General features: G+C 71.1%; 23 protein-coding genes. 8 read left to right on the plus strand and 15 right to left on the minus strand.

Annotated features, from left to right (window positions below; all coding sequences use genetic code 11):
• Positions 1-25: 25 nt before the first annotated feature.
• Both AAIB33_RS12130 and AAIB33_RS12135 read right to left on the minus strand, forming a co-directional pair.
• Positions 26-1,045, minus strand: coding sequence for an NAD-dependent epimerase/dehydratase family protein (locus AAIB33_RS12130; RefSeq protein WP_345800211.1), 1,020 nt, complete (start codon positions 1,043-1,045; stop codon positions 26-28).
• 14 nt (positions 1,046-1,059) lie between these two features.
• Positions 1,060-1,635, minus strand: a complete 576-nt coding sequence (locus tag AAIB33_RS12135; protein ID WP_345800212.1) for a hypothetical protein — start codon at positions 1,633-1,635, stop codon at positions 1,060-1,062.
• A gap of 160 nt (positions 1,636-1,795) precedes the next feature.
• Between AAIB33_RS12135 and AAIB33_RS12140 the strand changes: the two genes are divergently transcribed.
• On the plus strand, positions 1,796-3,274 hold the full coding sequence (locus AAIB33_RS12140; protein ID WP_345800213.1) for an NAD(P)/FAD-dependent oxidoreductase: 1,479 nt from the start codon (positions 1,796-1,798) through the stop codon (positions 3,272-3,274).
• A 3-nt stretch (positions 3,275-3,277) separates the two neighbouring features.
• A complete protein-coding gene (locus AAIB33_RS12145) occupies positions 3,278-4,762 on the plus strand; it encodes a lipase maturation factor family protein (protein ID WP_345800214.1) in 1,485 nt (494 codons plus the stop codon).
• Positions 4,763-4,874: 112 nt separating this feature from the next.
• Here AAIB33_RS12145 and AAIB33_RS12150 read toward each other — a convergent pair whose 3' ends face one another.
• The 3 genes from AAIB33_RS12150 to AAIB33_RS12160 all read right to left on the minus strand — a co-directional run bounded on the left by AAIB33_RS12150 (position 4,875) and on the right by AAIB33_RS12160 (position 10,146).
• Positions 4,875-5,711, minus strand: coding sequence for a GDSL-type esterase/lipase family protein (locus AAIB33_RS12150; protein ID WP_345800215.1), 837 nt, complete (start codon positions 5,709-5,711; stop codon positions 4,875-4,877).
• A gap of 236 nt (positions 5,712-5,947) precedes the next feature.
• Positions 5,948-8,938 (minus strand): AAA family ATPase, encoded by a 2,991-nt coding sequence (locus AAIB33_RS12155; RefSeq protein WP_345800216.1) that lies wholly within the window; start codon positions 8,936-8,938, stop codon positions 5,948-5,950.
• The gene (locus AAIB33_RS12160; protein WP_345800217.1) at positions 8,935-10,146 is read right to left on the minus strand and encodes an exonuclease SbcCD subunit D; all 1,212 of its coding nucleotides are present in this window, start codon (positions 10,144-10,146) and stop codon (positions 8,935-8,937) included. Before AAIB33_RS12160 ends, AAIB33_RS12155 begins: the two co-directional genes overlap by 4 nt.
• Before the next feature lie 140 nt (positions 10,147-10,286).
• Here AAIB33_RS12160 and AAIB33_RS12165 point away from each other — a divergent pair, with 140 nt between their 5' ends.
• Positions 10,287-10,847: a hypothetical protein gene (locus AAIB33_RS12165; protein WP_345800218.1), complete on the plus strand. Its 561-nt coding sequence runs from the start codon at positions 10,287-10,289 to the stop codon at positions 10,845-10,847.
• A 51-nt stretch (positions 10,848-10,898) separates the two neighbouring features.
• On the plus strand, positions 10,899-11,279 hold the full coding sequence (locus AAIB33_RS12170; protein WP_345800219.1) for a (deoxy)nucleoside triphosphate pyrophosphohydrolase: 381 nt from the start codon (positions 10,899-10,901) through the stop codon (positions 11,277-11,279).
• Positions 11,280-11,335: 56 nt separating this feature from the next.
• Here the strand turns inward: AAIB33_RS12170 and AAIB33_RS12175 are convergent, their stop codons facing one another.
• Together AAIB33_RS12175 and AAIB33_RS12180 are read right to left on the minus strand one after the other, a co-directional pair.
• The gene (locus AAIB33_RS12175; protein ID WP_345800220.1) at positions 11,336-12,382 is read right to left on the minus strand and encodes a LacI family DNA-binding transcriptional regulator; all 1,047 of its coding nucleotides are present in this window, start codon (positions 12,380-12,382) and stop codon (positions 11,336-11,338) included.
• A 142-nt stretch (positions 12,383-12,524) separates the two neighbouring features.
• Complete coding sequence (locus AAIB33_RS12180) at positions 12,525-14,729, minus strand: alpha/beta hydrolase-fold protein (protein ID WP_345800221.1); 2,205 nt, start codon at positions 14,727-14,729, stop codon at positions 12,525-12,527.
• A 208-nt stretch (positions 14,730-14,937) separates the two neighbouring features.
• Between AAIB33_RS12180 and AAIB33_RS12185 the strand changes: the two genes are divergently transcribed.
• Together AAIB33_RS12185 and AAIB33_RS12190 are read left to right on the plus strand one after the other, a co-directional pair.
• Positions 14,938-15,978 carry an amidase domain-containing protein gene (locus AAIB33_RS12185; RefSeq protein ID WP_345800222.1) on the plus strand — a complete coding sequence of 347 codons (1,041 nt, stop codon included), beginning with the start codon at positions 14,938-14,940 and terminating at the stop codon, positions 15,976-15,978.
• Between the two features lie 53 nt (positions 15,979-16,031).
• Positions 16,032-16,604, plus strand: a complete 573-nt coding sequence (locus tag AAIB33_RS12190) for a YdeI/OmpD-associated family protein (protein ID WP_345800223.1) — start codon at positions 16,032-16,034, stop codon at positions 16,602-16,604.
• Between the two features lie 56 nt (positions 16,605-16,660).
• Here the strand turns inward: AAIB33_RS12190 and AAIB33_RS12195 are convergent, their stop codons facing one another.
• The 3 genes from AAIB33_RS12195 to AAIB33_RS12205 form a co-directional block, all read right to left on the minus strand.
• A complete protein-coding gene (locus AAIB33_RS12195; protein ID WP_345803432.1) occupies positions 16,661-17,770 on the minus strand; it encodes an acyl-CoA desaturase in 1,110 nt (369 codons plus the stop codon).
• Between the two features lie 181 nt (positions 17,771-17,951).
• Entirely contained in the window at positions 17,952-18,155 is a 204-nt protein-coding gene (locus tag AAIB33_RS12200) for a cold-shock protein (protein ID WP_345800224.1), read from the minus strand.
• A 102-nt stretch (positions 18,156-18,257) separates the two neighbouring features.
• Positions 18,258-18,782, minus strand: coding sequence for a MerR family transcriptional regulator (locus AAIB33_RS12205; protein WP_345800225.1), 525 nt, complete (start codon positions 18,780-18,782; stop codon positions 18,258-18,260).
• Between AAIB33_RS12205 and AAIB33_RS12210 the strand changes: the two genes are divergently transcribed.
• Complete coding sequence (locus tag AAIB33_RS12210; RefSeq protein ID WP_345800226.1) at positions 18,697-19,614, plus strand: alpha/beta fold hydrolase; 918 nt, start codon at positions 18,697-18,699, stop codon at positions 19,612-19,614. The two genes, AAIB33_RS12205 and AAIB33_RS12210, sit on opposite strands and share 86 nt — an antisense overlap.
• Positions 19,615-19,671: 57 nt before the next feature.
• Here the strand turns inward: AAIB33_RS12210 and AAIB33_RS12215 are convergent, their stop codons facing one another.
• Together AAIB33_RS12215 and AAIB33_RS12220 are read right to left on the minus strand one after the other, a co-directional pair.
• Positions 19,672-20,850, minus strand: coding sequence for a calcium:proton antiporter (locus AAIB33_RS12215; RefSeq protein ID WP_345800227.1), 1,179 nt, complete (start codon positions 20,848-20,850; stop codon positions 19,672-19,674).
• The gene (locus AAIB33_RS12220; RefSeq protein ID WP_345800228.1) at positions 20,850-21,506 is read right to left on the minus strand and encodes a histidine phosphatase family protein; all 657 of its coding nucleotides are present in this window, start codon (positions 21,504-21,506) and stop codon (positions 20,850-20,852) included. The genes AAIB33_RS12215 and AAIB33_RS12220 overlap by 1 nt, the downstream gene beginning before the upstream one ends.
• Before the next feature lie 87 nt (positions 21,507-21,593).
• Between AAIB33_RS12220 and treS the strand changes: the two genes are divergently transcribed.
• Positions 21,594-23,891, plus strand: a complete 2,298-nt coding sequence (gene treS / locus AAIB33_RS12225; RefSeq protein WP_345800229.1) for a maltose alpha-D-glucosyltransferase — start codon at positions 21,594-21,596, stop codon at positions 23,889-23,891.
• A 13-nt stretch (positions 23,892-23,904) separates the two neighbouring features.
• Here the strand turns inward: treS and AAIB33_RS12230 are convergent, their stop codons facing one another.
• From AAIB33_RS12230 to AAIB33_RS12240, 3 genes are all read right to left on the minus strand, one after another.
• Complete coding sequence (locus tag AAIB33_RS12230) at positions 23,905-25,146, minus strand: phosphotransferase (protein WP_345800230.1); 1,242 nt, start codon at positions 25,144-25,146, stop codon at positions 23,905-23,907.
• A gap of 68 nt (positions 25,147-25,214) precedes the next feature.
• Positions 25,215-25,844: a cyclase family protein gene (locus tag AAIB33_RS12235; RefSeq protein ID WP_345800231.1), complete on the minus strand. Its 630-nt coding sequence runs from the start codon at positions 25,842-25,844 to the stop codon at positions 25,215-25,217.
• Positions 25,845-25,897: 53 nt separating this feature from the next.
• The gene (locus AAIB33_RS12240; RefSeq protein WP_345800232.1) at positions 25,898-26,026 is read right to left on the minus strand and encodes a hypothetical protein; all 129 of its coding nucleotides are present in this window, start codon (positions 26,024-26,026) and stop codon (positions 25,898-25,900) included.
• Between the last annotated feature and the right edge of the window lie 90 nt (positions 26,027-26,116).

A 26,116-nucleotide genomic window follows, 5' to 3' on the forward strand; every position in this document is an offset into this window, starting at 1 on the left:
GGCGCGTCGCACGCGCACCCGGCCGCTACCGCCGGCGCCCGTACCCGAACTCGACGAGGGACTCCCCCGCGTCGACGACCGTCTCGGGCAGGGCGCGTGTCGTCCAGCCCAGTTCGTCCTGAACCCGCGCCGACGACACGAGGACCGGCTGGTCGAGCAGCGGGAGCGCGAGCTTCAGCGAGGGGTTCAGCGGCGAGCCGGCGCGGATGACCCACGACGGCAGCTGCGCGAGCGGCACGCGGTAGCCGCGGGCGCGGAAGGCGGCATCCAGGATCCGAGCGAGCTCGACGAGCCAGGCCGATTCCGCCGACAGGATGTAACGCCCGCTCGCCTCCGGCCGCTCCAGCGCGAGCCGGTGCGCGACTGCGACGTCGCGGACATCGACGATCGCGAAGCCGATGCGCGGAAGGGCCGGAACGGAGCGTGAGAGCAGCTGGTCGAGGACGTCCATCGAGACGTTCGTGCCGCGCCGCTGGAGCGGTCCGAGGATGAGGCCCGGGCAGACCGCGACGAGATCGAGACCGGACTCCTCGGCGAGGCGCCATGCCTCGCGCTCGGCGAGGGTCTTGCTGGAGTCGTACGGGTCGCAGCGGCCGACGTCCGACCAGTCGTCCTCGGTCCGCACCCGTCCGTCGCGCCGGTCATGGCCGCCGACCACCGCCGACGTCGACGAAGTGAGCACGACGCGTCGCACTCCGGCGGCAGCCGCCGCGCCGACGACGCGACGCGTGCCCTCGACGGCGGGCCGGATGACGTCCTGCGGGTTTCGCGGGCGGGATTTCGGCGCGGGCGAGGCGACGTGGAGGACGGCATCCACTCCGTCGACAGCCGCCGCCCAGCCGTCGTCGGCGTCGAGGGTGGCCCCAACGACGTCGAAGCGCCGGTCGGTCTCTGCCGCGATCGCGCGCAGGTACCCGAGCTCGGCGCGCGCGGGATCGCGCACGGTCGCGCGCACGTCGTGACCTGCGCGCAGGAGCTCGGCGATGACATGACCCGCGACGAAGCCCGTCGCTCCCGTCACTAGGACGGGCAGCTCACGACCCACGGCGCCGCGCGGCCTCAGTTCTCGTTCTGATACGCGAGCGTGATGATCCAGCCGTCCCGCGACAGGTCGAGCAGCGAGTAGTGCACGGGGCGATCGGGGATCCAGCCCTTGTTCTTCGACAGGTCGAGCCGCACGTACTCGGGCTTCATCCGCACGCCGCGGCCGTCGGCCTCGCGGACGGCCTGCACCCGGGTCCAGTGCGAGATGAGCGAGGGGACGTTGTCCTCGTCGAACAGGTGCGAGTGGCGGCGCATCTCGGACAGCGTCGCGTCGTCGGGGTGCGAGTCGCGCAGATCGATGCCGAGCTTCACGCCCTCGTCGGCGATCGCGGCGACGGTCGCGGCCCGGAAGCTCGCGGTGCGGATCTCGAAGGGGAGCTCCTGCTCGTCGACCTCGGCGAACAGCTGCGTGTGGAAGCCGAACTGCGCGGGCGCTTCGCGCTGGATGCGCACGGCCTTCTCCTCGATGCCGAGCCGGGCCGCCACGAGCTGCCGCGCGAGCGTGCGCTTGCGGTCGTGCTCGGTCATCTTCGGATCCCAGCCGAGGCGGGCTCCGATGCCGGAGGGGGTGTCGAGCAGTACCGATTCCATCGAGAGACCTCTTCCTGCGGGGCCGGATGCGAGGCGAGCCGCCGCTCTTCATCCTGTCGCATCCGGTGGCCGGCTGCACGCGCGGCACGGCGGGCCGCGGCATCCCCTCGGTTCGTCAACCCCCCGACGCGCGCCCGGACGCCGATGGAAGACTGTGACCATGGCCAGACGTGCGACGGTCGTGGGCAGCGGACCGAACGGACTCGCCGCCGCCGTCGCGCTCGCCCGCGCGGGCTACGAGGTTCGGGTGCTCGAGGCATCGAGCACGATCGGCGGCGGCACGCGGACGGCGGAGCTGACCGTGCCGGGCTTCCGCCACGATGTCGGATCGGCCGTGCACCCCGCCGCGATGAGCTCGCCGTTCTTCCGCGCGTTCGGCCTCCGGGAGCGCGTGGAGTGGATCGTGCCCGAGATCTCGTTCGCGCAGCCGCTCGACCCGGCGGGCCCGGGCGGCGACCCCCGCGCCGCGATCGCCTGGCACAGCCTCGAGCGGACGGCGCGCGGATTGGGACGGGATGCCGGCACGTGGCGCGCCGTCGTCCGCCCGCTCACTCGGCACCTCGACTCCGTCGTCGACTTCACCGGTCATCAGCTGCTCAGGATGCCGCGCCACCCCGTCACGACCGTCCGTTTCGGACTGCGGGCGCTCCAGCTCGGCACTCCGCTCGGGCAGCTGACATGGCGCACCGACGAGGGCGCCGCGCTCTTCTCCGGCGTCGTCGCGCACGCCAATCGCTCGCTGCCCGACGTGGGGGCCGCGGCATCCGCCCTCTTCCTCATCGCCCACGCGCACGCGCGGGACGGGTGGGCGTATCCGCGCGGGGGCGCCCAGGCGGTCGCCGACGCGCTCGTCGCCGACCTCCATGCGCACGGCGGAGCCGTCGAGCCCGACACGTTCGTCGGCTCGCTCGCGCGCCTCGACTGGGGCGATCCGGCCGCGGGCGACCTGCTGCTGCTCGACACGTCGCCGCGCCTGGCCCTCACGCATCCGGACATCCCGCCGTCTTACGCCCGAGCCCTTCGGCGCTACCGGTACGGTCAGGCGGCGGCGAAGGTCGACTTCGCCCTCGACGGGGCGGTGCCGTGGGCGCACCCCGACGTCGCACGGTCCCCCACGGTGCACGTGGGCGGCACGCGCGACGAGGTGGAGGCGAGCGAGAACGCCGTCGCGGCGGGGCGCGTCACCGAGCGGCCGTACGTCCTGACGGTGCAGCCGTCGATCCTCGATGAGACACGTGCCCCCGCCGGGAAGCAGACCCTGTGGACGTACGTGCACGTGCCTGCGGGGTCGACGCTCGACCCCACCGAGCTCGTGACCCGGCAGGTCGAGCGCTTCGCACCGGGCTTCCGCGACCGCATCATCGCCTCGAGCGTCATGACGGCAGCCGAGCGCGCCGCGTTCAACCCGTCGGACATCGGAGGGGACATCCTCGGCGGCGCGTTCACCTTCGCGCAGGCGTTCCGCCGCCCGGTGCTGTCACCGACCCCGTGGCGCACACCGATGCGCGGCGTCTACCTCGCCTCGGCATCCACCCCTCCCGGCCCCGGCGTGAACGGCATGGCGGGCTGGTTCGCGGCACGGCAGGCGCTGAGCGACCTCGCCGGTGTGCCGGTGGAGCTCGACGACCTGTTCGGGTGAGCCATGGACGGATTCGCGGCGGTCGACTTCGAGTTCGCTCGGCAGGTGCTGCAGCGGGGAATCGCCGCGCTCTTCGTCATCGCGTTCCTCTCGACGCTCAATCAGTTCCGGCCGCTGCTCGGCGAGAGCGGGCTGCTTCCCGCACCGCAGCTGCTCGCGTGGGCGTCGTCATCGAAAGCGCGCCGACGGATGCTTCACCCGTCGCTCTTCCTCCGCTGGCGCTACACCGACCGTCGCCTGGCCGCGCTGTGCTGGGCGGGGATGACCCTGGGCGCCCTGCTCGTCGTCGGAATCCCGCAGCTCGCGCCGCCGTGGGTGCCGATGCTGTGCTTCCTCGCGCTGTGGCTCGGGTACATGTCGGTGACCTCGATCGGGCAGACGTTCTACGGCTTCGGCTGGGAGATGCTGCTGCTCGAGGCGGGGTTCCTCGCCGCGTTCCTCGGGTCCGGCCACGAACCGCCGCCGACCGCGGTGATCGTGCTGTTCTGGTGGCTGCTGTTCCGGCTCGAGTTCGGCGCGGGGATGATCAAGATCCGCGGCGGCCGCGAGTGGCGCGACCTCACGGCCCTGACGTACCACCACGAGACGCAGCCGATGCCGGGACCCCTCAGCCGCCAGGCGCACCTCCTCCCCCGGTGGTTCCACAAGGGCGAAGTGCTCGGCAACCACTTCGCGCAGCTCGTCGTGCCGTGGTTCGTCTTCACCCCGATCGTGGGGCTCTGGGTTCCGGGGCCCTGGCCCGCGATCGTCGGGACGGTGGCGGCATCCATCGTCATCGCCACGCAGCTGTGGCTCGTCGTGACCGGCAACTTCGCGTGGCTCAACTGGGCCACGATCGTCGTGGCGTGCTCGGCGATCGGGCTGCCCGGCATCGGTGCGCCGTCTTCCGCCCCGCGCTCGGACCTGCCGTGGATCGTGGATGGGATGCCGACGTACTGGGTCCTCCTGACCGGGATCGTGGCGCTGCTGTACGTCGCGATCAGCTGGCCCGCCGCGCGCAACCTCGCCGCGCGACGCCAGCTGATGAACGCGAGCTTCAATCGCTGGCAGCTCGCGAACGCGTACGGGGCGTTCGGCACCGTCACGAAGAGGCGGATCGAGTACGTCGTCGAGGGAACTCTGTCCGATGACCCCGGCGACGCGGACTGGCAGGAGTACAGGTTCAAAGGCAAGCCCGGCGCTGTGCGGGCGATCCCTCGGCAGTGGGCGCCGTACCACCTGCGGCTCGACTGGCTCATGTGGTTCCTGCCCCTCGGGCGATCGCTCGAGGACTGGTTCACGGCGTTCCTGGTGAAGCTGCTCGAAGCGGATGCCGCAACGCTGCGCCTCCTCGCGCGCGATCCGTTCGGCGGGCAGCGGCCCCGGGCCGTTCGCGTGCTGTCCTACCGCTACCGGTTCTCGACGCGGGAGGAGTTCCGCAACACGAAGGCGCGGTGGGTGCGCGACGAGCGGCGAGTGCTCGTGCGGCCGCTCCGGCTGAGGGGATGAGCTGGCCGCACGGGCTCGAGCCCCGACATGAAACGGCGGTCCAGGACCATGTCCCGGACCGCCGCTTCTCCCCCAGCGCTTCAGCGCACCCCGACGCCGATGCTGTGCGCGCTCATGATGCCCATTGCGTCCTGGGCCAGGTGATCGACGCGAGGGTCGCCTGGCCGGCGAGCGACGGGTGGAAGTAGTCGCGCGTCGAGATGTCGCTCTTGGCGAAGGCGTAGTTCGCGACCGCGTAGCCGTCGAAGCGGCAGTTCGCTGTGACCTTGCAGGCCTGCTCGAGCACGGCGTTGTACTCGCTGACCCGCTGCTGCACGGCGTTGCGGCGGGCGACGTCGGCGGCCGCCGTGCTGCTCGGGTTGGCCAGGAGCGACTGGCACACCCCCAGCGTCGCCCAGGCCAGCCGGGCGGAGAGGCTCGACTTGTTGAGCTCGTACATCCGCAGCAGGTTGGGCACCGATGCGACGAAGATCTGCGTGCCGGTCGCCCCCAGCTTCGCGAGCGCGGTCTGGACGTTGGCCGCGTAGGTCGCGGTCGGCGTCATCCCCGCGACGGTCTTCGTGCACGCGTCGTTGGCGCCGATCTCGATCGTGACGTACTGGGCCTTCTGAGCGATGGCGCTGTCCGCCTGTCCGGGCAGCGCCGCGGACGTGGAGGAGATCACGGCGTCGTTGTAGACGGCGGCGAGCGGAGCTCCGGCGGCTCGGAGCCGGCTCGCGTGGGAGTTGACCGAGGTGGTCGAGCCCGTCGACCAGCTGTTCGTCGGGCAGGAGAACAGTGCGCTGCACGTCATCGTCCCCTGGGTGATCGAGTCGCCGAGGGCGGCCATCGAGCCCGGGAGGGCCGGTGCAGCCGTCGCCGAGGATGCCCCGAAGACGGTGCCGGCGATGAGGACGGCACCGGTGATGATCGCCGCGAACGCGCGCCGCGGTCGGTTGGAACTGCGCATGCTTACCCCCAGCACGTCGTCGTGGCTGGCGCGGCCAAAGGCCTGATCACCGTCGATTCGGGCGAGGACGGATCCGGCGGGTCCGTCACGCGGAAACCATATACCCGAGGGTGGACGGGCACAACGACGGGTTTGCCGAGACCCATGGATGCCGGCGGGCGGGGTCGCGCTCCGCTCGGCAGCCGGCGGGCGGGGTCGCGCTCCGCTCGGCAGCCGGTGAACCGCCGCCTCCGCTCTCAGAGCGCCGCCGCGGGCGCGGCGGACGCCGACCGCACGACACTCGGACCGCGCGGGGTCGACTCGACGAGCAGCTGCGCGGGGAGCTGCTCCTTCATCGCCTCGACATGGCTGATGACCCCGACCGTGCGGCCGCCATGCCGCAGCTCGTCGAGCGTGCGCATCGCGAGTTCGAGGGTGTCGGCGTCGAGCGACCCGAAGCCCTCGTCGATGAAGAGCGTGTCGAGCCGCACTCCCCCGGCCCTCGCCGTCACAACCTCGGCGAGACCCAGCGCGAGTGCGAGCGACGCGAGGAACGTCTCGCCGCCGGACAGCGACTGCGGTGTGCGCGCCTGACCGGTGTAGGCGTCGAGCACCTCCAGCCCGAGCCCCGAGGCGACTTTCCGCGCGCCGACCGCATCGGTGTGCCGGAGCCGGAAGCGTCCCGACGACATCGCGTCGAGCCGCACGTTGGCGGCGACCGCGATCTCTTCGAGCTCGGCCGCGAGCACGAAGGTCTCGAGATCCATGCGACTCTCGGTGCGGCCGGCCACGGCGTTGGCGAGCCCGGTGATGAGTTCGTGGTCGGCCGCGCGCTCCGCCGATTCGGCGTGGGCTTCACCGGCTCGGGATGCCGCCCTCGCCAGCTGCTCGGCCACCTCGGCGTCACGTGCCGCCGTGCGCACGGCGGCGTTCCAGGCCGCACGGGCGGCGTCGGCTGCCTCCGCGGCCGGGGTGAGGTCGATCGGCTCATCGGGGACGCCCGCGAGGTCGGTCTCGAGCACCCGCAGGCGCTCCTTCTCCGTGGACAGCGCGATCTCGTGCGCGCGGACGCTCTCGGCGAGCCGCTCCTGGGCGGCGGGGTCGCGCAGGGCGTCGCGCGCGTCCGTGACATCGGCGAAGGCGGAAGCCGCGATCCGCTCGTCGCGATCGGCCTCCGCGGCTCGCGCGGTGAGCGCCCGCCGCTCGGACTCGTCGGCCGCGTCGGCGAGCGCGCGCGCCAGATCACGGCGATGCGCTGTGGCAGAGATGCGGGCCGCGACCGACTCGTGCGCACCGCGCGCGTTCTCCACGCTCTCGCGCGCCGCCTTCTCGTGCTCGCGGGCCGCGGCGCGTTCTTCCGCCGCGCGTGTGAGCGCGCCCGTGAGCGCTTCCCGCTGAGCGGAGGCATCGACATCGGCCGCACGGATGCCCGCGGTCTCCGCCTCGAGGCTCGCGATGCGCGCCTCGACCGCCACGGCGTACTGGACGGCCTCCTCGGCAGCGGCAACCGCACCGCGGAGCGCATCGACGGTCTCGCCCCCGGCCCGGGCGGACGCTTCGTGGTGCGCGGTGCGCGCCTCGCGCGCCCGACCCGATGCTTCTTCCGCCCGCTGCGCGGCGGCGGTCGCCGCGGTCTCGGCGGTCGCGATGACGTCATCCGTGACGGGCTCATCGCCGGGAGCGGCGGGGTGAGGATGCGAGGTCGACCCGCACACCGCGCACGGCTCTCCCTCGACGAGCGTCGTGGCGAGCTCGCCCGCGTAGCCTTCGAGCCGGCGCTGCAGCAGCCGTCGCACGGCGGCGGTCGCCTGCTCGGAGGCCTCGAGCGCGAGCGCGTAGGCGTCCTCCGCTTCCCGGAGACGAACGGCGAGCGCTGCCGCCTCGATCCCGGCCTCGAGCCGCGTTCGCGCGGCGGCAGCCGCCTCCCGCGCAGGGGCGACGGCGGGGGCCGCTGCTCGCTCCTCGACGAGGCGCGGTTCGAGATCGGCCAGCCGCAGCGCACGCTCGGCGTGCGCCTCGGCGAGATCCGCGATCGCCGCCTCGGAGGCACGCACGAGCCGATCGAGCTCGGCGCGCGCCGCCGCGAGCGCGGGGAGCGCCTGCTCGGTCTCGAGGGCGGAGGCGGCGACGGCGAGGTCGCCGCCGAGCAGATCGACGAGGGCGCGCAGTGCCGGGCTGTCGGCGTCGTCCTCGCCCGATCCGATCCAGGCCGACCGTGCTGCCGCTTCGCCGGACGCGGCGCGGGAAGCTGCCGCTCGCGCAGAGTCCGCAGCATCCATCGCGCTTCGCAGGGTCTCCGCGGCACGCGCACGGTCGAGCGTCGCGCGGTCGGCGGCCACGGCCGGCTCGCGCTCTTCCAGGGCGGCGAACGCGGCGCGGACGATGAGACGCTCCTCCTGCGCGCGTCGTCGCTCGCTCAGCTGACCGTACGTCGCGAGTGCGGCATTGTGCTGCGCTTCGGCGTCGTCGCGGCGGCGCGCAGACTCGTCGGCCCGATACGCCGCGCGCGGAACCGCCCGCTCGATCGCGTCACGGCGCTCCTGTGTCGAGTCGCGTCGTTCGTCGCCGTCGAGTCGGGCGTCGGCGATGATCGCCTCGGCCTGCGCAAGAAGCGCGTCGAGGGTAGCGGCCTCCGTCATCATCGCCTGCTGCGACGTGCGACGCCGCTGCTCGAACGCCTGCTCGTAGTCCTCGTAACGGCGCGAGCCGAAGAGCGTCCGCAGCAGGGCCTGGCGGTCGTCGTTCTTGGCGAGGAGGAATTCGGCGAAGCGGTTCTGCGCGAGGAGGATGACCTGCTGGAACTGCTCGCGGTTGAGGCCCACGATCCCTTCGAGCAGGTCGCCGACCTCGCGCGCCTTCGCGGCGCGGCCGACCCACTCGCCGTCGACGAGCTCTTCCAGGAGCACCGTGGCCTTGGCGGGCGTCATCCCCTCACCGCGGGCCTTGGGCCGCTCGTATTCCGGGGTGCGGGTGATGCGCCAGGTGCGCTCCGCCGCCGTGAACTCGAGCCGCACCTCGGTGGGGTCGGCGGGACCGGCGTGGTCGCTGCGGAGTCCCCGATCGCTCCCGTCGTAGCGCGGTGCCGTGCCGTACAGCACGTAGCAGATGCCGTCGAGGATGCTCGACTTGCCGGCCCCCGTGCGACCGGCGATGAGGAAGAGGCCGTCGGCGTCGAACGCGTCGAAGTCGACCGTCTGACGTTCGAGGAACGGACCGAAGCCCGCGAGTTCGAGGCGATGCAGCTTCACGCGGCGCCCGCCCGGCTCTCCCGCGCGACGCGGGCAGCCTCGGCCGCGAGACCTTCGCCTGTCGCGCCAGCTGCGACCTCGGCGATGACCTCGCGGATGACGGCGCTCTCGCGCTCGGTCGCCCCCACCCCACCGCGCACGTGCGTGAGGAAGGCGTCGACGAGGTCATGGTCGTCACGGGTCGCCCGCACGCGGGCCGCATACGTCAGCCCGTCGGCGTCGGGCACGATGGCCGGGGCGTGGGCGACGGTGGCACAGAACGCGAATCGCTGCTGCAGCCGGCGCATCGGGTCGCGCTGGGGTGCGGCATCCGTGTAGCGCACGCTCACCCACGCGTCCTCATCAGCAGTGAAGCGCTCGTGGGTGAGCAGCTCGTCGAGCGTCCCTTCGATGCGCGCGAGCCGCCGCGGCACCGGAAGATCGAGCCACTCGACGGCGGCGAGGCCGTCGGCGTCGAGGTCGACGAGCCACGAGCCGCGCGGCTTTCCCGCCTCGCCGAAGCTGTAGTGCAGCGGGGCGCCGGAGTAGCGGACGCGGTCACTCAGCCGGTTGCGCCCGTGGATGTGTCCGAGCGCCACGTAGTCGGGTCCGTCGAAAGTCGCGAGCGGCACGACGTCGAGCCCGCCCTGCTGGATGTCGCGCTCGACCCCGGGCGTGGCATCCACTCCCGCGGCGAAGCAGTGCGAGACCGCGATGCTGCGCTCTCCCCCGCGTGTCGCGAGATCGGCCCGGATGAGCCCCATCGCGTGCTCGAGCGACTCGCGCTGAGTGCGCAGCTCGACGCCGTCCCACTGGGTGCGGACGAGCGCCGGTTCGAGATACGGGATGCCGTAGAAGTGGACGGGTCCGTGCGCGTCGGCGATCGTGATCGGTGTGCCGATCGTGAGCGGGTCGGTGACGACGTGGATGCCGTCGCGCAGCAGGGCCGACTGGAACCCGAGTCGGGCCGCCGAGTCGTGGTTGCCGCTCGTCACGACGATGCGCGCGCCCGCCTGGGCGATGTCGCGGAGCGCGTCGGACAGCAGCGAGTAGCAGGCCGCGCTCGGCACCGACGAGTCGAACACATCGCCGGCGACGATGACGACGTCGACCCCGCGCTCGCGCACCTGTGCGGTGAGCGCGCCGAGCACGCCACGGAGCGCATCGAGCGTGGCATGGCCGTGGAACGACCGCCCGATGTGCCAGTCCGAGGTGTGCAGGATCCGCATGCCCTTCACGCTAGGCGGACCCTCCGACATCGCCGCCGAGGCGTGCGGAGGACGGCGGACGCGGCATCCCGAATCCGCGTGTTTTCCGAAAGTCGCCCGCGTGTCACCCATCGGAAACACCCGCGGACGTACCGTGGAACATGGCGCCCACGACGGAACACTCACCCCGATCGACCGTCGTCGCTCTCGTCGGTTCCGAGAGCGACGCCCTCCTGGCCGGCCTGCACGGGCTGCCCGCCCTCGTCGCGATGTCGCTGCGCGGCGCCGAGCCGGCCGAGACGTCCCGCGCTCTGGCCACCGCATCCACCCCCTACGTCGTGCACGACGCCGACCCGCTCGAGCACGTCGCGGCCGCCTGGGTCGAGCTCTACGGGGAGCAGGCGACGCTCGGCACCCTGGAGGTGGAGGTCGACACCGTGCTCGCCCAGTTCGATGCGGGCGTCGTCGTCATGCCCGACTACTACATCGTCGTGGGACCCGACGCGATCGACGGCACCTGGCGGCACTGGTGGCTCGGCGCGCTCGCCCACCGCGCGCCGTCGCGCGTTCTTCCCGTCGAGGCCTCGTCGTCCGCGCTCCGCGCCCGCCTGCGCGCCCTGCCGGCGTCACGCCCGTGGCCCGAGCCGGCGGAGTGGCTCCCGCACGTCCACTTCGACATCCCCGACCGCGTCGGGCTGCGCGACGAACCCGGCGCCGCCTGACCCGCACTCTTCAGAGGAGTGGATGCCGCGCCGCGGTGCCACGATGGGTGGATGCCCGATCCCATCGACGTCGTCGCCGCCGTGATCGAGCAGGACGAGCTCTTCCTGGCGTGCCGGCGAGCGCCCGGTCGCAGCGCCGGCGGCAAGTGGGAGTTCCCCGGCGGCAAGGTGGAACCGGGCGAGTCGCCCGAGGAGGCGCTCGTGCGGGAGATCCGCGAGGAGCTCTCGGTCGAGATCCTCGTGACCGGCCACCTCACCTCGGACGTCACGGGTCCGATCCGGCTCATCTGCCTGCGGGCGCGACTCGAAGGCGAGGCGCCCGCGACCAGCACCGACCACGACGAGCTGCGCTGGGTCGACCACGCGACGATGCGCGATCTGGACTGGGCCGATGCGGATCTGCCGGCGGTCCGGCTGCTGTCCTCGCGGTAACGCGGGACGGTGCACCCGCCTCGGATCCTCCTGCACTCGCAGCGCTGCCGGCGCGCTCAGCTGCGGGTCGACTGTCGTTCGATCAAGCGGAAGTCGACGACGACCTTGCGCGGGCCAGGTTGCGACTCCTTGGCCACGCCGTCGAGCCGAAGCCGGATGCGTTCCTCGAGCAGGGCGACAGCCGTGGCGGCGACGGCTTCGCGGCCGAGATCGATCGTCGTCAGGGGCGGGCTGGAGTAGCTGGTCTCCTCGATGTTGTCGAAGCCGATCAGCTGCACGTCGTCGGGCACGCGGAACCCTCGCACGGTGAGCGTCGAGAGCGCTCCGAGCGCGAGGGTGTCGGTGAAGGCGACGACCGCGTCGGGGGTGACGCCGCGGTCGAGGATCTCGGCCATGGTCGCGGCGCCCGTCGCATGGAAGTAGTCCGGCACGCCGATGATCGCGCGGGGGTCGACCTCGAGCCCGTGGGCCTCGAGAGCCTGCAGGAATCCCTGCATGCGCAGGGTTCCACTGCTCGCCGAGCGATCGTCCTTCGCGCCGAGCGGCACGATGGTGCGCGCCCCGCGGGCGATGAGGTGCTCCGCGGCGGCCCTCGCGCCCTCGACGTTGTGCATCGTGACGTGATCGACCCCGACGTCGAAGACGCGCTCGCCGAGCAGCACCATCGGGAAGTCGACGTCGAAGAGCGGGGCATCCTGCTGTCCCAGGGCGAGAGGCGAGTAGATGACCCCGTCGACCATGGAGCGGTAGCCGCCGGTCACGACTCTCACCTCGCGATCGCGCTCGTCGTTGGTCTGCTGGATGAAGACCGTCCAGCCAACTTCGGCCGCCTCTCGCATGATCGCGTCTGCAAGCTCGGCGAAGTAGACGCCCCGAAGGGACGGCAGCACGAGTGCGATGACACCCGTGCGCCCGCGGCTCAGATTCCGCGCCGACACGTTGACGTGGTAGTCCAGCTCGCGGATGGCGTCGCGGACGCGCTCGTCGGTCTCGGGTCGGATGTAGGGGTAGCCGTTCAGGACGTTCGAGACCGTCTTGATCGACACGCCCGCACGCTCTGCGACATCGCGGATCGTCGCGGATCCGCTCGCCTTGCGTGCCACGGCGTTCCCGCCTCCCGTCGGTTCAGTGGTCAGCGTATTACAGCGGGGTCTCGGCGCCGCGTGAGGGGTCGCGCTCACGGGACCGCGTCGGACGAACGAGTGCGGGGGCCGGCGACTCCCGACCCCCGCACCTGTCCATCGGCTAGAAGAGCCGCGGCAGGAAGTCGATGAGACCCTGCCACCACACGTCGAAGCCGTGCGGGCCGGGAACGATCGTCTTGGCGACCGCGATCCCGTTGGCGTTCATCGACGCCTCGATGCCGTTGATCGCACCGACGGCGCCGGTGTCGACGTCACCCGCGAACAGGGTGACCGACTTGGTCGTCGCGATGGCCGTCTGACCACCGGGCGTCGAAGGGTTGATCGTCGCGTTGGTGAACGGCGGCGAGAACATGCCGAAGTACGCGAACTGCCCGGGGTGGTTCACCATCGTGCCGTTCGTGAGGAAGCCGCCCCACGACAGGCCCGCCATCGCACGCTGCGCCGGGTCGTCCGACACGTTGTACTGCGACTTCACGAGCGGCATGACGTTGCCCGACAGCTCGTTCCAGATGTCGAACGGCGCGCCCGTGTAGCCGGGCATCACGACGACCATCGGCTTGATCTTGCCCTGGGCGTACATGTTGTCGAGGATCTGCGCGGCCCGGCCGACCTCGGTCCACGCCGCGTAGTTCTGACCGAAGCCGTGGTACAGGTACAGCACGGGATAGGGCTGAGCGCGGTTCGGGTCATAGTCGACAGGAGTCCACACCTTGACCTTCGAGGCGCCGAAGGCTCCGTTGTAGCTGAGGGTGTCGAGCTTTCCGGTCTCGTCGGCCAGCGCATCCGCCAGCAGCGGCGTGCGCACGCCACCCGGCACGAACAGCTGACTCTCCATGTTCACGACGTTCTTCGTGTCCTGAGGGTCGTGGAAGCCGACGCCGTTCACCTCGTAGCGCCAGTAGTAGTAGCCGTCGATCGGTCCGATCGTCGTGCGCCAGCGGTCGCCCACCTTGGTGAGCGGGATGCGGAACCACTGCCCGTTCGGAGCCCAGTCACCCCACAGCACGACGTCCTTCGCGTCGGCCCATTGGGTGCCGGTCTCGAAGGTGACCATGCCGTTCTCGTCGATGTCCGGGGTCGTGATGCTCCCCGTCGCCGGCGCCGTGTACGGCTCGGTGAGCGGCCGGTGCCCCTCGGTGAGCCCGTGGTCCTTGACGCTCGGCTTGAAGGCGCGCGAGGCGAAGTCGCGCAGGTTCTCACGCCACGTGTCCCAGACACCGCCGGTCTCCGGGTGCACGCCGTCGAACTCGAGCCGGACGCCCGCCTGGGCGAGGGTGGTCATCGCCTCGTACGTGCCGTTGTAGTTCGGGTCCAGCGTGTTGCCGACGTAGAACCGCAGCAGATCGGTCTTGGCGTTGATCTTCCGCGCCTGATCGGGCGTCACCGTCGTCTTGTCCGAGAGGTACCCGGAGAGCGACCCGACCGAGCCGAAGACGCCGGGCTTGGCAGCCGCCAGCTCGATGGCCTGCGCGGCACCCCGGCCGATGCCGGCGATCGCGTTCTCCTTGACCTTGCCCGAGACGTTGTACGCGGCCTTCACAGCGGGCACGATCCCGTCCAGGAGTTCGGCACCGGGGTTCGTGTCCCCGGCGTCGGCCATCACGACGACCATCGACGACAGCTCTCCGCTCACCGCGAGGTTGTCGAGGATCTGTCGCGCGCGACCGAGCTCGAGCCACTCGCGGAACGACTGCCCCTGGTCGGAGAGCAGGTAGAGCACCGGGAGCGCCTTGGCGGTCTTGGTGGTGTACCCCGGCGGAGTCCACACCGCGACGGACTGCTCGGACTGGCTGACCGGCGAGTGGTAGCTCAGCTCGGCGACGGAGCCGCCGCCCTGGGCCACATCATCCATCCAGGCGACCTCGGGCCCCGGGATGAAGAGGGTGTTCCAGTCCGGGTGCGAGGTGACCTCGACAGGGTTGGCGGGGTTGCGGAAGGCGACCCTCGAGCGATCCGCGTTGGTCGCCACGTACTGGTAGTAGTACAGCCCCGGCTGGAGAGGGCCGATGTTGGCGGCGCAGTCCGCGCCGCTCGCGTCGAGGCCCATCCGCGCCCACGTCTTCGACGGCCCGAAGTTGCCTTCGATCTCGGAGCCGGCACCGGTTGAGTTGCCGCAGGCGTTCGACGGGACACTCGACTTGGGGACCGTGAAGCGGTGGTAGATCCCCGACTGCGACTCCCAGGGGTCAGGAGCGGCCGAGGCGGGGGCCGCCGCCAATCCGACCAGGGAAGCGGCGAGGACGAGCCCCACCGCCGATCGGGCTCGGAGGCCGCGCGGCCATCGAACCCCGGTTTCATTCTTCATTGAACAGCCTTTCTCGGAGGATGCAGGGGCGAACACGCGCCCGCTGCTCGGCGCACGGGTCTCGCTCACAGCCGTTCGCGGCGGGAGTCGACGAGGTAGTACACCGGTGTAGTACCGCCGAAGGTACACCGGTGTAGTACAACGTTGCAATAGCGATTTCCCGCGCGGGCTCAGCCCCGGAGAGCTGTCTGCGGGATACTCTCGCGCCGTGACCTTGACGGCGCGAGAGAGAGCGGCGCGCCGCCGCATGTTCCGCCGCCGCCGTGCGGCCGTGCTGCTCGTCCTGGTGCTGGCCGTGGTCGGCGTCGCCGTCATCGCGCCCCGGATCGCCGCATCCGCCGCCGCCGCTGACGCACGCGCGAGTCTCGCCGACCTCGCCGGGATCGCCGGTGACGCCCTCGCCGTCTCATCGACCGTGGTCTCCGCCGACGCGTCAGCGGCGCTGACGTCCGCACGCGAAGCCTCCCTCGGCGCGAACCCGTCCGATGAGAACGCCGCAGCCGCAACCCGGACCATGGCCGACGCCGTCACGGCGTTCCGGAAGGCTGCGGCGGCAGGAGCGGAGGATGTGCTCGGACAGTGGTCGGACGCGGAGAAGAGCGTGGAGGACGATCTCTACGCCCGGATCACGGCGCTCAAGAAGGCCCCGCCCGAGAAGCTCGCCTCCGCGCTCGCCGCGACCACCGCTGCCGCCGACGCCGTCCGCGCGAGCGCGCAGGCGTACCGCGACGGCATCATCGCCGCCGCGAAGACCTCCAGCTCCCAGCCCACGGGCGGCTCGGTCGATGCGCAGCTCGAGTACCTGCTGGCGCACGCCACCGACTACAACGAGGCCCAGTGGGGCGACTACAACCCCGCCGGCGGCGACTGCGTCAACTTCGCGAGCCAGGGACTCCTCGCCCGCGGCTGGGTCATGGACGATTCCTGGCGCTCCGGCGGCCCCTGGAAAGCGTCGAAGGCATGGCGCTCGACGCCCGACATCGACGCCTACCTCGCGGCGCAGGGATTCGCCTACTCGACGGCGGACGACCTCGACCGGGTCCGGATCGGCGATGTCGGCGTCTTCAACTGGGGCGATACCGGTCCGGGACTGGATCACACCATGACGGTCTCGCGAGTGGAGTACTCGCCGGAGGGGCCGATCATCTCGTTCGCGAGCCGCAACACCGACGGCCGGTACCGTCCGATGCCGGCAACCCTGACGACCCCGGGCTCAGGGTCGTCCGTACGCATCTACTCCATCCCCTGACGGGCCCCTACGGGCAGGTCGCACGTGTCGGAGGCGGAGGCTATCCTCCCGCTGTGAGCAACCGCGTGGCCAAGCCCGAGCTGCATGTGGACTCGGTCGCGGAGTGGGAGGCATGGCTGGATGCCGACCCCGACCCCGGCGGAATCCGACTGCGGCTGCGGAAGAAGGCGTCGAAACTGCCGGGGATCACCTATCCCGAGGCACTCGACGTCGCGCTCTGCTTCGGGTGGATCGACGGCCAGTCGCAGTCCCTCGACGGCGACTACTTCCTGCAGACGTTCACGCCGCGACGGCCTCGGAGCATCTGGTCGAAGGTCAACATCGGCCATGTGACCCGACTGATCGAGGAGGGTCGGATGCGGCCCTCCGGTCTGCTCGAGATCGAGCGCGCCAAGTCCGACGGGCGCTGGGACAGCGCGTATCGGCAACGCGACGGCGACATCCCCGCGGAGCTGCAGGAAGCCCTCGACGCCGATCCCGAGATCGCGAAGGCGTTCGCGGCCCAGTCGGCGCAGAACCGGTTCGCGATGTCGTTCCGCGTCGCGAACCTCAAGCGGCCGGCGTCACGTGCAGCGCGTGTCGCCGAGTACGTCGAGATGCTCAAGCGAGGCCAGACCCTCCACTGACGGCAGCGGGTGCCGCAGCTCAGGACTCGGGCCGCGTCTTCGCCTCGCCGGAACGGTCAGGCGCGACGGTAGGCGCCGACGACCGGGCAGTCGAACGGGTCGCGGGCGGCGAGCCCCACGCGGTTGAGGTAGGCGATGACGATGCCGTACGAGCGCCACAGGGTGGTCTCGGTGTAGGGCACGCCGAGCGCGCGGCACTGGTCCATCACGATCTCGCGCGCGCGGGCGAGGTGCGGGCGCGGCATGTTCGGGAAAAGGTGGTGCTCGATCTGGTAGTTGAGACCGCCCATGAGCCACGTCGCCCACCAGCCCCCGCTGACGTTGCGAGAGGTGCGCACCTGCTTGCTGAAGAAGTCGAGCTTGGCGTCCTTCGAGATCACGGCCATGCCCTTGTGGTTCGGCGCGAACGACGCGCCCATGTAGACCCCGAAGACCGCCAGCTGCACGCCGAGGAACGCGAACGCCATGCCCAGCGGCAGGAAGAGGAACACGGGCGTCCAGATCACGGCGAATCGCGCGGCGACGAGCGCGAGCTCGAGCCAGCGACCCTTCACGGGCTCTCGCCCGACGAGGTGCCGGAGTGCCTGGAAGTGCAGGTTGAGTCCTTCCAGCGTCAGGAGCGGGAAGAACAGCCACCCCTGGTGCCGGGTGATCAGGCGACGGATGCCGCGAGCCTGGGCGGCATCGGCATCCAGGAACGAAATGGTGTCGACCTCGATGTCGGGATCCTTGCCGACGCGATTGGGATTCGCGTGATGGCGCGTGTGCTTCGAGCTCCACCACGAGTAGCTCATGCCGACGACTCCGTTGGCGAGTACGCGTGCCAGCCGGTCGTTCGCCGGCCCGGACGCGAGGATCTGGCGGTGGGCGGCCTCGTGCCCGAGGAAGGCCACCTGCGTGAACAGGATGCCGAGCGCGGCCGCGATGAGCAGCTGGAACCAGCTGTGGCCGAGCAGCACGAAGCCGGTGATCGCCCCGCCGAAGCCGAGGGCGACCGCCAGTCCGACGACGCCGTAGAACCACGGAGTCCGCCGCAGCAGACCGCTTTCGCGGACGACCTGCGAGACCTCCGTGAACGCGCGGGCCATGGGAGGGAACTCGGTCGTGCCTGCGTAGGTCTGACGGACGGGACCGAGCCGGGGCTCGAGGGCGGTGGAGGAGATGATTCACCAGTTCCGATGAGGACCGTATGGCCGCTGAGAGCCAGAGGCGGTTGCCCATCGCTGTCCTCAGGCTACGTCGGCGTCCATGAGCCGAAGGGAATACGGCCTGATTCCGGGGTGATGCCCAGGTGAACGGCAGCGCCCGCCCCGGCCGAAGCCGGGACGGGCGCTGTCGGTACTCGCGTCAGAGCGGGCGGATGTTCGCCGCCTGCATGCCCTTGGGGCCGCGCTCGGCGTCGAATTCGACCTTCTGGTCCTCGCGCAGCTCCTTGAAGCCGCTTCCGGTGATCGCGCTGAAGTGTGCGAAGAGATCGGCCGAGCCGTCATCGGGTGCGATGAAGCCGTAGCCCTTCTCCGAGTTGAACCATTTCACGGTGCCAGTGGCCATCGTGTCTTTCCTCTTCTTCTGTGGCCGCCTGTGCGACCGGGATGCCGCGCCGTCGAATGCGGTGCGGACGTCTGGGGTGGGAAGGCACCGGGCGCCGGCATGTCAGCTCGCCATCCTCAGCGACGCGCGGTCGTCGAGGAACGAGGTCACCAGTCGATGCGTCTCGGCGAGCTTGTCCATCTGAGCGGCGAGGTCGTCGCGGACCCGCTCGAGCTGCTCCTCCACGGCGCGATGCGTCGCGTCCGGCACGTCGCCGATGCAGGTCAGCACCGAGGCGACGGTCTCGCGCGGGAAGCCCATCTCGAACAGCAGATGGATGGCGCTCGCCCGCTCCACGACCGACTCGTCGTACTGACGGTACCCGTTGGCCGCCCTCGTCGAGCCGATCAGCCCGCGCTCCTCGTAGTACCTCAGCGATCGCGCGCTCACTCCGCTGCGCCTGCTGAGCTCCCCGATCCGAAGAGGCTGACTTGACCTTGACACCGTGTGAAAGTTTAGCGTCGAATTCGCCGCGAAGGAAACAGCGGCGGAAGGAGTTCTCATGAATGAGTCCATCGACGTCGGGAATCGGGCGCGGACGTACACGGTCGTCGGCGAGCCATCGACCGAGCCGCGTGCCCTGATCATGGTGTTCCACGGCTCACGGCAGACGGGCGCGATCCATCGCGAGTTCACTGGCGGGGCGCTCGACGGGCTCGCCGCCGAGGGCCGAGCGGTCGTCGCGTATCTCGACGGCTACCGGGGCAACTGGAACGACGCCCGTCGCGAGAGCTCCTTCCCCGCTCGCCTCGAGGAGGTCGACGACGTGGGGTTCGCGCGCGCCGTCGTCGCGCGGCTCACGGCGACCCACGGCATCGATCCTCGGCGCGTGGTCGTCGTCGGCTACTCCAACGGCGGCCAGATGGCGCTGCGACTGCTGCACGAGACGCCGGACCTCGTGGCGGGCGCGGTCGTCGTCGCCGCGACGATGCCGGACGAGAGGGGCTTCACCGCGGGCTTCTCGACGGCGCCGCAGCAGCGACCCGTTCCGGTCACGATCGTGGCGGGCACCGCCGACCCCATCGTCCCTTACAGCGGCGGGCGGATGCGGTGGTGGGCCCGCAAGCTCTTCAAGATCGACGGCGCGGCGCTCTCCGCCGAAGCGACGGCTGACTACTTCGCGTCGCGCAACGGCATCCGGGCCACACCGACGATCGAGACGCTTCCCGCAGCGAGCCGGCGGACGCGCACGACTCGCACGGACTATCGCGCTGACGGACGCCCCTCGGTGTCGCTCGTCACGGTCATCGGCGGCGGGCACACGGTACCCGCGGCCAAGGCGGGGCCTGCCGTCGTCGGCGCCACCGGCCATGACCTCACGATCGACCGGATCGTCTCGCAGATGCTCGATGAGGTCGCGGTCGACGCGATCGGGAGCGGCATCCACCCCTCCCCCGACCTTCGTCAGACGGGGTCGTGAGCGTCCCCTGCCGCTGACGACGTGAACCTCGCGTCCTCGCCGCCCGAGGCCCGGGCGTCAGGGCGCGAAGATCAGGATCCCGTACACGCCGAACAGCAGCAGGTGCACGGCGCCGTGGACGGCCGTGGTGCGCGGCGCGAAGTACGTGATGACGGTCATGACGAGCGTGATGCAGATGAGCACCATGTTGCTCGGCGACTCGCCGAGGATGACCGGCTGGCCGGTGATCAGCCCGATCACGAGGATCGCCGGAATGGTGAGGCCCACCGTCGACACGAACGCGCCGAGACCGAGGTTGAGAGCGCGCTGATTCTCGTCGGCGAGCGCCGCGCGCACGGCCGTGATCGCCTCGGGCGTGAACACGATGACCGCGATGATCACGCCGCCGAGAGCGGCGGGCGCTCCCGTGCGCTCGATGCCCGCATCGACGAGGATGCCGAGATCGTGCGCGAGCAGGACGATCGGGAGCACCGTCGCGACCAGGAGGGCCGATCGCACGATCAGCGCGCTGGGCGTCGGCTTCGCATGCACGACGGCAGGCGCGTCGGGCGCCCGGTCGGGGACCGGCTGGAGGAACAGGCCGCGGTCGGCCCCCGTCTGCATGAAGAGGAAGAAGCCGTACAGCGCAGCCGAGAGCACGGCGATGCCGATCGACTGCAGCGGCACGAGGCTGCCGTCGCTCGTGGAGCTGAGGAAGCTCGGCAGCACGAGCGTCACGAGCGAGAGCGCCGCGATCATCGCGATGTAGATCGACGCGCCCTCCATGTTGTACCGCTGCGGCCCGAACTTCAGCGCGCCGAGGAGGATCGTGAGACCCAGCACGCCGTTGATGATGATCATCATCACGGCGAACAGCGAGTCCCGCCCGATCGTCGCCGAGCCGCCCGGTCCGAGCATGACCGATGCGATCAGGACGACCTCGATGACGACCACCGTCAGGGTGAGGATCAGCGTGCCGAAGGGCTCGCCGACCTTCTCCGCGAGCTGCTCCGCGTGGCCGACGACCCCGAAGGCGGCGACCATGATGACCCCGAGGATCACGACGAAGCATCCCACCGCCACGGCCGCATTCGGAGGATGGACCACGTACTCGTGTCCGACGGTCAGGAAGAAGATCGTCGCCGCCCACACGACCACGAGGGTGACGAGGGTCGACCTGGAGAGCATGGCCCGCCAGTCGCTCCGCTCGGCGACGGACGCGCTCGGGATGCCGCGATCCCGTGCGGCTCGCGCCATCACGACTCCGACGGCACGAGCGGCAGCTCGGGGCCGTAGTTCCAGGAGAGGATCGCGGGCTGCTCCCGGTAGAAGCTGAGCACCGACACCGATCCCGCGTCGAGCGTGATCTGCGCGCCGAAGCGCGGCGCGAGCCGCAGGAAGACGGCGGTCAGGATGCGGAGGAAGTGGCCGTGCGCGACGAGCGCCACGTCGCCCCGGGCCATCGCGGGAAGCACCCGCGTGAGCACGCGGGACGCCCGCGCGGCGACCTCCTCCACGGTCTCCCCCGGCGTCTCGCCCCGGATGACGCCATGGGTGAAGGCGCTCCAGTCGTAGCCGAGCTCCGCGCGGATCTCGCGGGTCGTGCGGCCTTCGTACCCGCCGTAGTCCCACTCGACGAGGAGCGGATCCACCTCCGCGCTCAGCCCCGCGAGCTCGGCGGTGCGGCGCGCCCGCTGCAGCGGCGAGGTCAGGACGAGCGAGAAGTCGTAGCCCGTGACGAGCTTGCCGGCGCCGCGGGCGAGGTCCTCGCCGCGTGCCGTGAGCGGGATGTCGGTGAGCCCCGTGTGCCGCCCCCGCTTCGACCACTCCGTCTCGCCGTGGCGCAGGAGGACGAGCTTGCCGCCGGGGTTGTCGGGCGCGGGATGGTCGGGAAGGGGATCCGTCGTGGGCACACGGCAACCGTAGCCAACCCCATAATCGTTCCGACAGGTATGCACCAGTCCCTCGCGGCGGGACCCTGCGCTCTCTAGCGTGGAGCCATGGCGCGTGATGAGCAGCTTCCGGAGGAGCTCTACACCGGCCCGATCGACCTCGCCGGCGTACGCGAGCTCGAGGGCGAGGAGGGCGACCTCGAGATCCCCGAGATCAGCTACGACGAGCAGCGGTACCCCGCGAGGCCACGCCGGCTGCGGCCGCGCGACAATCTGCGCGGAAGCAGCCTTCGGCGCATCCGCACCGACCCGCGCACGGCGAACGGCACCAACCCGTCGTACGTCGAGTGGCTTGTGCGGCAGTCGATGCTCAAGGACGCCGACATCCTCGCCCGTCCGCTCGCGGGCCAGCCCTCGATGTGGCGCCACGCCTACGCCCGCCCGGACTCCCGCCGCGCGATCGCGACGAGCGACGCATGGTTCACCGCCTACCCCATCTCCCTCATCACGCGGCCCGGGCAGTCGTTCCTCGCGGCGCTCGGCGACGAGGAGCTCTGGTCGGCATTCGAGCGCATCGGCATCAGTGCGATCCACACGGGTCCCGTGAAGCGAGCCGGCGGCATCGCGGGATGGCTCGACACTCCCAGCGTCGACGGGCACTTCGACCGCATCAGCACGCAGATCGACCCCGCCTTCGGCACGGAGGACGAGTTCCGCGCCCTCTGCGACGTCGCGGACACGCACGGCGGAAGCGTCATCGACGACATCGTGCCGGGCCACACCGGCAAGGGCGCCGATTTCCGGCTGGCCGAGATGGGGTTCAAGGACTACCCCGGGATCTACCACATGATCGAGATCCCGCCGGAGGACTGGATGCTGCTCCCGGACGTCCCGGACGGCGTCGACAGCGTCAATCTCGACGCGGCGACCGAGCACGAGCTCGCGGACCGCGGGTACATCATCGGCGCCCTGCAGCGGGTCATCTTCTACACGCCGGGCGTGAAGGAGACGAACTGGAGCGCGACGGCCCCCGTCATCGGACCCGACGGCGTCACCCGGCGGTGGGTCTACCTGCATTACTTCAAGCAGGGCCAGCCCTCGATCAACTGGCTCGACCCGACCTTCGCCGGAATGCGGCTCGTGATCGGCGACGCGCTGCACTCCCTCGGCGACCTCGGCACGAGCGCGCTTCGCCTCGATGCGAACGGCTTCCTCGGCGTGGAGAAGAGCGCCGAGGGACTTCCCGCCTGGTCGGAGGGCCACCCCCTCTCGCACGCGGCGAACCACATCATCGCGGGCATGGTGCGCAAGGTCGGAGGCTTCACCTTCCAGGAGCTCAACCTCACGATCGAGGACATCCGCGACACGGGCGCCGTCGGCGCCGACCTCTCGTACGACTTCATCGGACGCCCGGGCTACCACCACGCCCTCGCGACCGCCCAGACCGAGTTCCTCCGGCTCGCCCTCAACCAGTCCCTGCTGCTCGGCGTTCAGCCCGTGCAGCTCGTGCACGGGCTGCAGAACCACGACGAGCTGACCTACGAGCTCGTGCACTGGGCGACCCGGCACGGCGACGACACCTTCCCGTTCCGCGGCCGCGAGGTCTCGGGGAGCCAGCTCGCCGAGGAGATCCGCGCCGATCTCACGGAGAGTCTCACCGGAACGGCGGATTACAACCGCGTCTTCACCCAGAACGGCATCGCCTGCACGACGACCTCCCTCATCGCGGCGACGCGCGGCATCGCGCGGCTCGACGACATCACGGACGAGGACGTGCCCGCCATCCGCGATGCCCACCTCCTGCTCTCCGCCTACAACGCCTGGCAGCCGGGGGTGTTCGCCCTGTCGGGCTGGGATCTGACCGGCATGCTCACCATCCCGGGCGACGAGGTCGCGGATCTCATCCGGGCCGGCGACACCCGGTGGATCGAGCGCGGAGCGCACGATCTGCTCAACGCCGACCCGAAGGCGACCCGCTCCGCGGCGGGCATGCCGCGCGGACGGTCGCTCTACGGAACGCTTCCCGATCAGCTCGACGATCCGGACTCGTTCGCGTCGCGGCTCTCCGACATCCTCCGGCTCCGGCGCGAGTACGGCATCGCGACGGCGTCTCAGTTGGACATCCCGGAGGTGGCCCACGCCGGGATGCTGGTGCTCGTTCACCGCCTCGACGACGGCGACGCGCAGGCCGAGGCGCCGATGCAGGTGACCGTGCTGAACTTCGCACCCGAGCCGACCGAGGGGACCGTGCGGTCGGAGCAGCTCGTGCCCGGGAGCATCGTGATGGATGCGGCGTCCGGCGACGACATCGGGCGCGTCGACGACCTGCAGTCCTTCTCGGTCTCGCTGCCGGCCTACGGCGCGATGTTCCTCCTCCTGCAGGCCGAGGAGCCGGTCGCCGAGTAGGCCTGATCGAAAGTCAGGCGAGGGCGGCGTCGATGCCCGCGAGCGGCACCGACAGCCAGTGCGGGCGGTTCCGCGCCTCGTAGATGGACTCGTAGACCGCTTTGTCGAGCACGAGCGCGCGCAGCAGGACCGGGTCGAGCTCGACCGATCCGGGGGCGCCCGTGTACGCCTCGACGAACGCGTCCTGACACGCCGCCGCCCAGCCGCTGCCGTCGGGACCGCCCGCGAGCGCGCCCGCGTAGTCGAACGAGCGCAGCATCCCGGCGACGTCTCGGGGAGGCAGGTCGGGGATCGCACGCTCGGTCATCGGCCGCAGCGGCTCACCCTCGAAGTCCACGATCCGCCAGCCGGCGCCGGGCACCGCGAGCACCTGACCCAGGTGCAGGTCGCCGTGGATGCGCTGCAGGCGGGGCCACCGTCGCTGCAGCGCCGCCCGGTAGACGGCGTCGATGGCGTCGAGGCGCTCGGCGACCGCGGGCACCTCGGACGCGGCGATCGCGAGCCGGCGCTGCCAGGCGGTGCCCGTCGACGACACCTCGCCGGGTCCGGCATCCATCGTCTCCAGTGCGGAGCCGAGCGCGCCGTGCACTCCCGCGACGGCCGTGCCGAGATCCCGCGCGGCGGAGGTGAAGTCGCGTCCCTCGCCCGCGGCCTCGAGGGCGACGGCCCAGCCGTCGCGCACCCCGGGGAGGAACTCCTGGGCGAAGCCGAGCGTGCCGTGCGCGACTCCCGAGTCGCGCCCGATATCCGGCCAGCGGGCGTCGACGCTGCCGAGGAAGCGCGGCACATACGGCGTCCCGGCGGCGCTCAGGACGCGCTGGACCGTGACGTCGGGATTCTCGCCGTGGTGGAGCGTGCGGAAGAGCTTCAGGATGATCGACGGGCGGCCGTCCTCATCGAACACGATCGAGGTGTTCGACTGCTCCCCCGTCAGCACGCGCGAACCGGTCACCCGGCTGACGTCGACGCCCATCTCGGCGAGCATCCCGACCGCGAACCCCGTGTGCCGGGCCGCGTCGACGAGGAGGCCGGCGTCATCGCGGGCGACCACGGCCTGCGGGTCGAACGGCTCCGCGACGCGCGCGAGAGGCACGTGGTACAGCACGGGCAGGGTGCCGGCGTCGTCCATCACCAGGTAGCGCGTCGCCCCGGACCCGGGTTGCTCGTCGAGGATCCGGAATCGCGGTGCGTGGCTCTTGCCGGCATACCATCGTTGCTGCGCCACCCAGGCGCCGAGCTCCTCTGTGAATCCCACAGTTCACTGTGTCCCGTTTCGGCTGCCGGAGCAAAGGGGTGGACGGGCGCAGTCGAGAGGCGTAATGCCTACTCGAGGAACGCGACGCCGCGCACCGGGGCGCCGTCCCCCTCGAGCGCGAGCGGGAAGAAGCCGACGCGCACCCGCCTCGGCAGGCCCTCGAGTCCGCACACGTTCTCGACGATGAGCCCGTCGGCGCCCAGCACGGCCTCGTGCACCGGGACGTCGCCGTCCGCGTGATCGGGGCTGAGCGTGTCGACGGCCAGCACCCGCATGCCCCGCGCCATGAGTTCCCGGATGAACGACGGATCGGGACGGGGATGCCGCAGCGCACGGTCGGACCCGAACCAGCGGGCCCAGCCGGTGTCGACGATGACGATGGGGGGAATGCGATCCGGGATGCCTCCCCCGGCGGTCGCAGCATCCCATCCGTATCGCTGTCCATCCGCCAGCCCGGGGACGCGGAGGACGAGCGCCTCGCCGACGAGCTCGTCGACCGTCACCTGCGCCATGGTCCGGCCACCGGGCACGATGTGCGCGGGCGCGTCGACGTGCGTACCGGTGTCAGAACCCAGCTCGAGTCGCGCCACCGCGGCGCCGTCGGCGTCCAGCGTGAGAGCGGGACCGATGCGCACGGCCGGGTCGCCGGGGTACACCATCATGCCGTCCCGGATGGGGTGGGACAGATCGCGCAGCATCCCTCGATCATGCCCCTGTCCGGCAGGCACGCGCGTGCCGGCCGAGGACCGCGTCAGCTGAGACGGTGGCGGTCGGGCCGCGTGGGCACCTGGCGGTAGCCGTCGCGCGCGACCTCGACGAGCGTGGCGATCGACGCGATCAGCACGACGACGCCGATGACGATGAGCAGAATGGTGGCCATGACGAGCCTCCTCAGGCGGTTGTTCGACTGACCCCCACGCTCGTCTCTGAGGTGGTGCCCTCACATCCGGCATCCGCCCTATCTTGCGGC

This window comes from Microbacterium sp. AZCO, assembly GCF_039614715.1.
Lineage (GTDB): Bacteria > Actinomycetota > Actinomycetes > Actinomycetales > Microbacteriaceae > Microbacterium.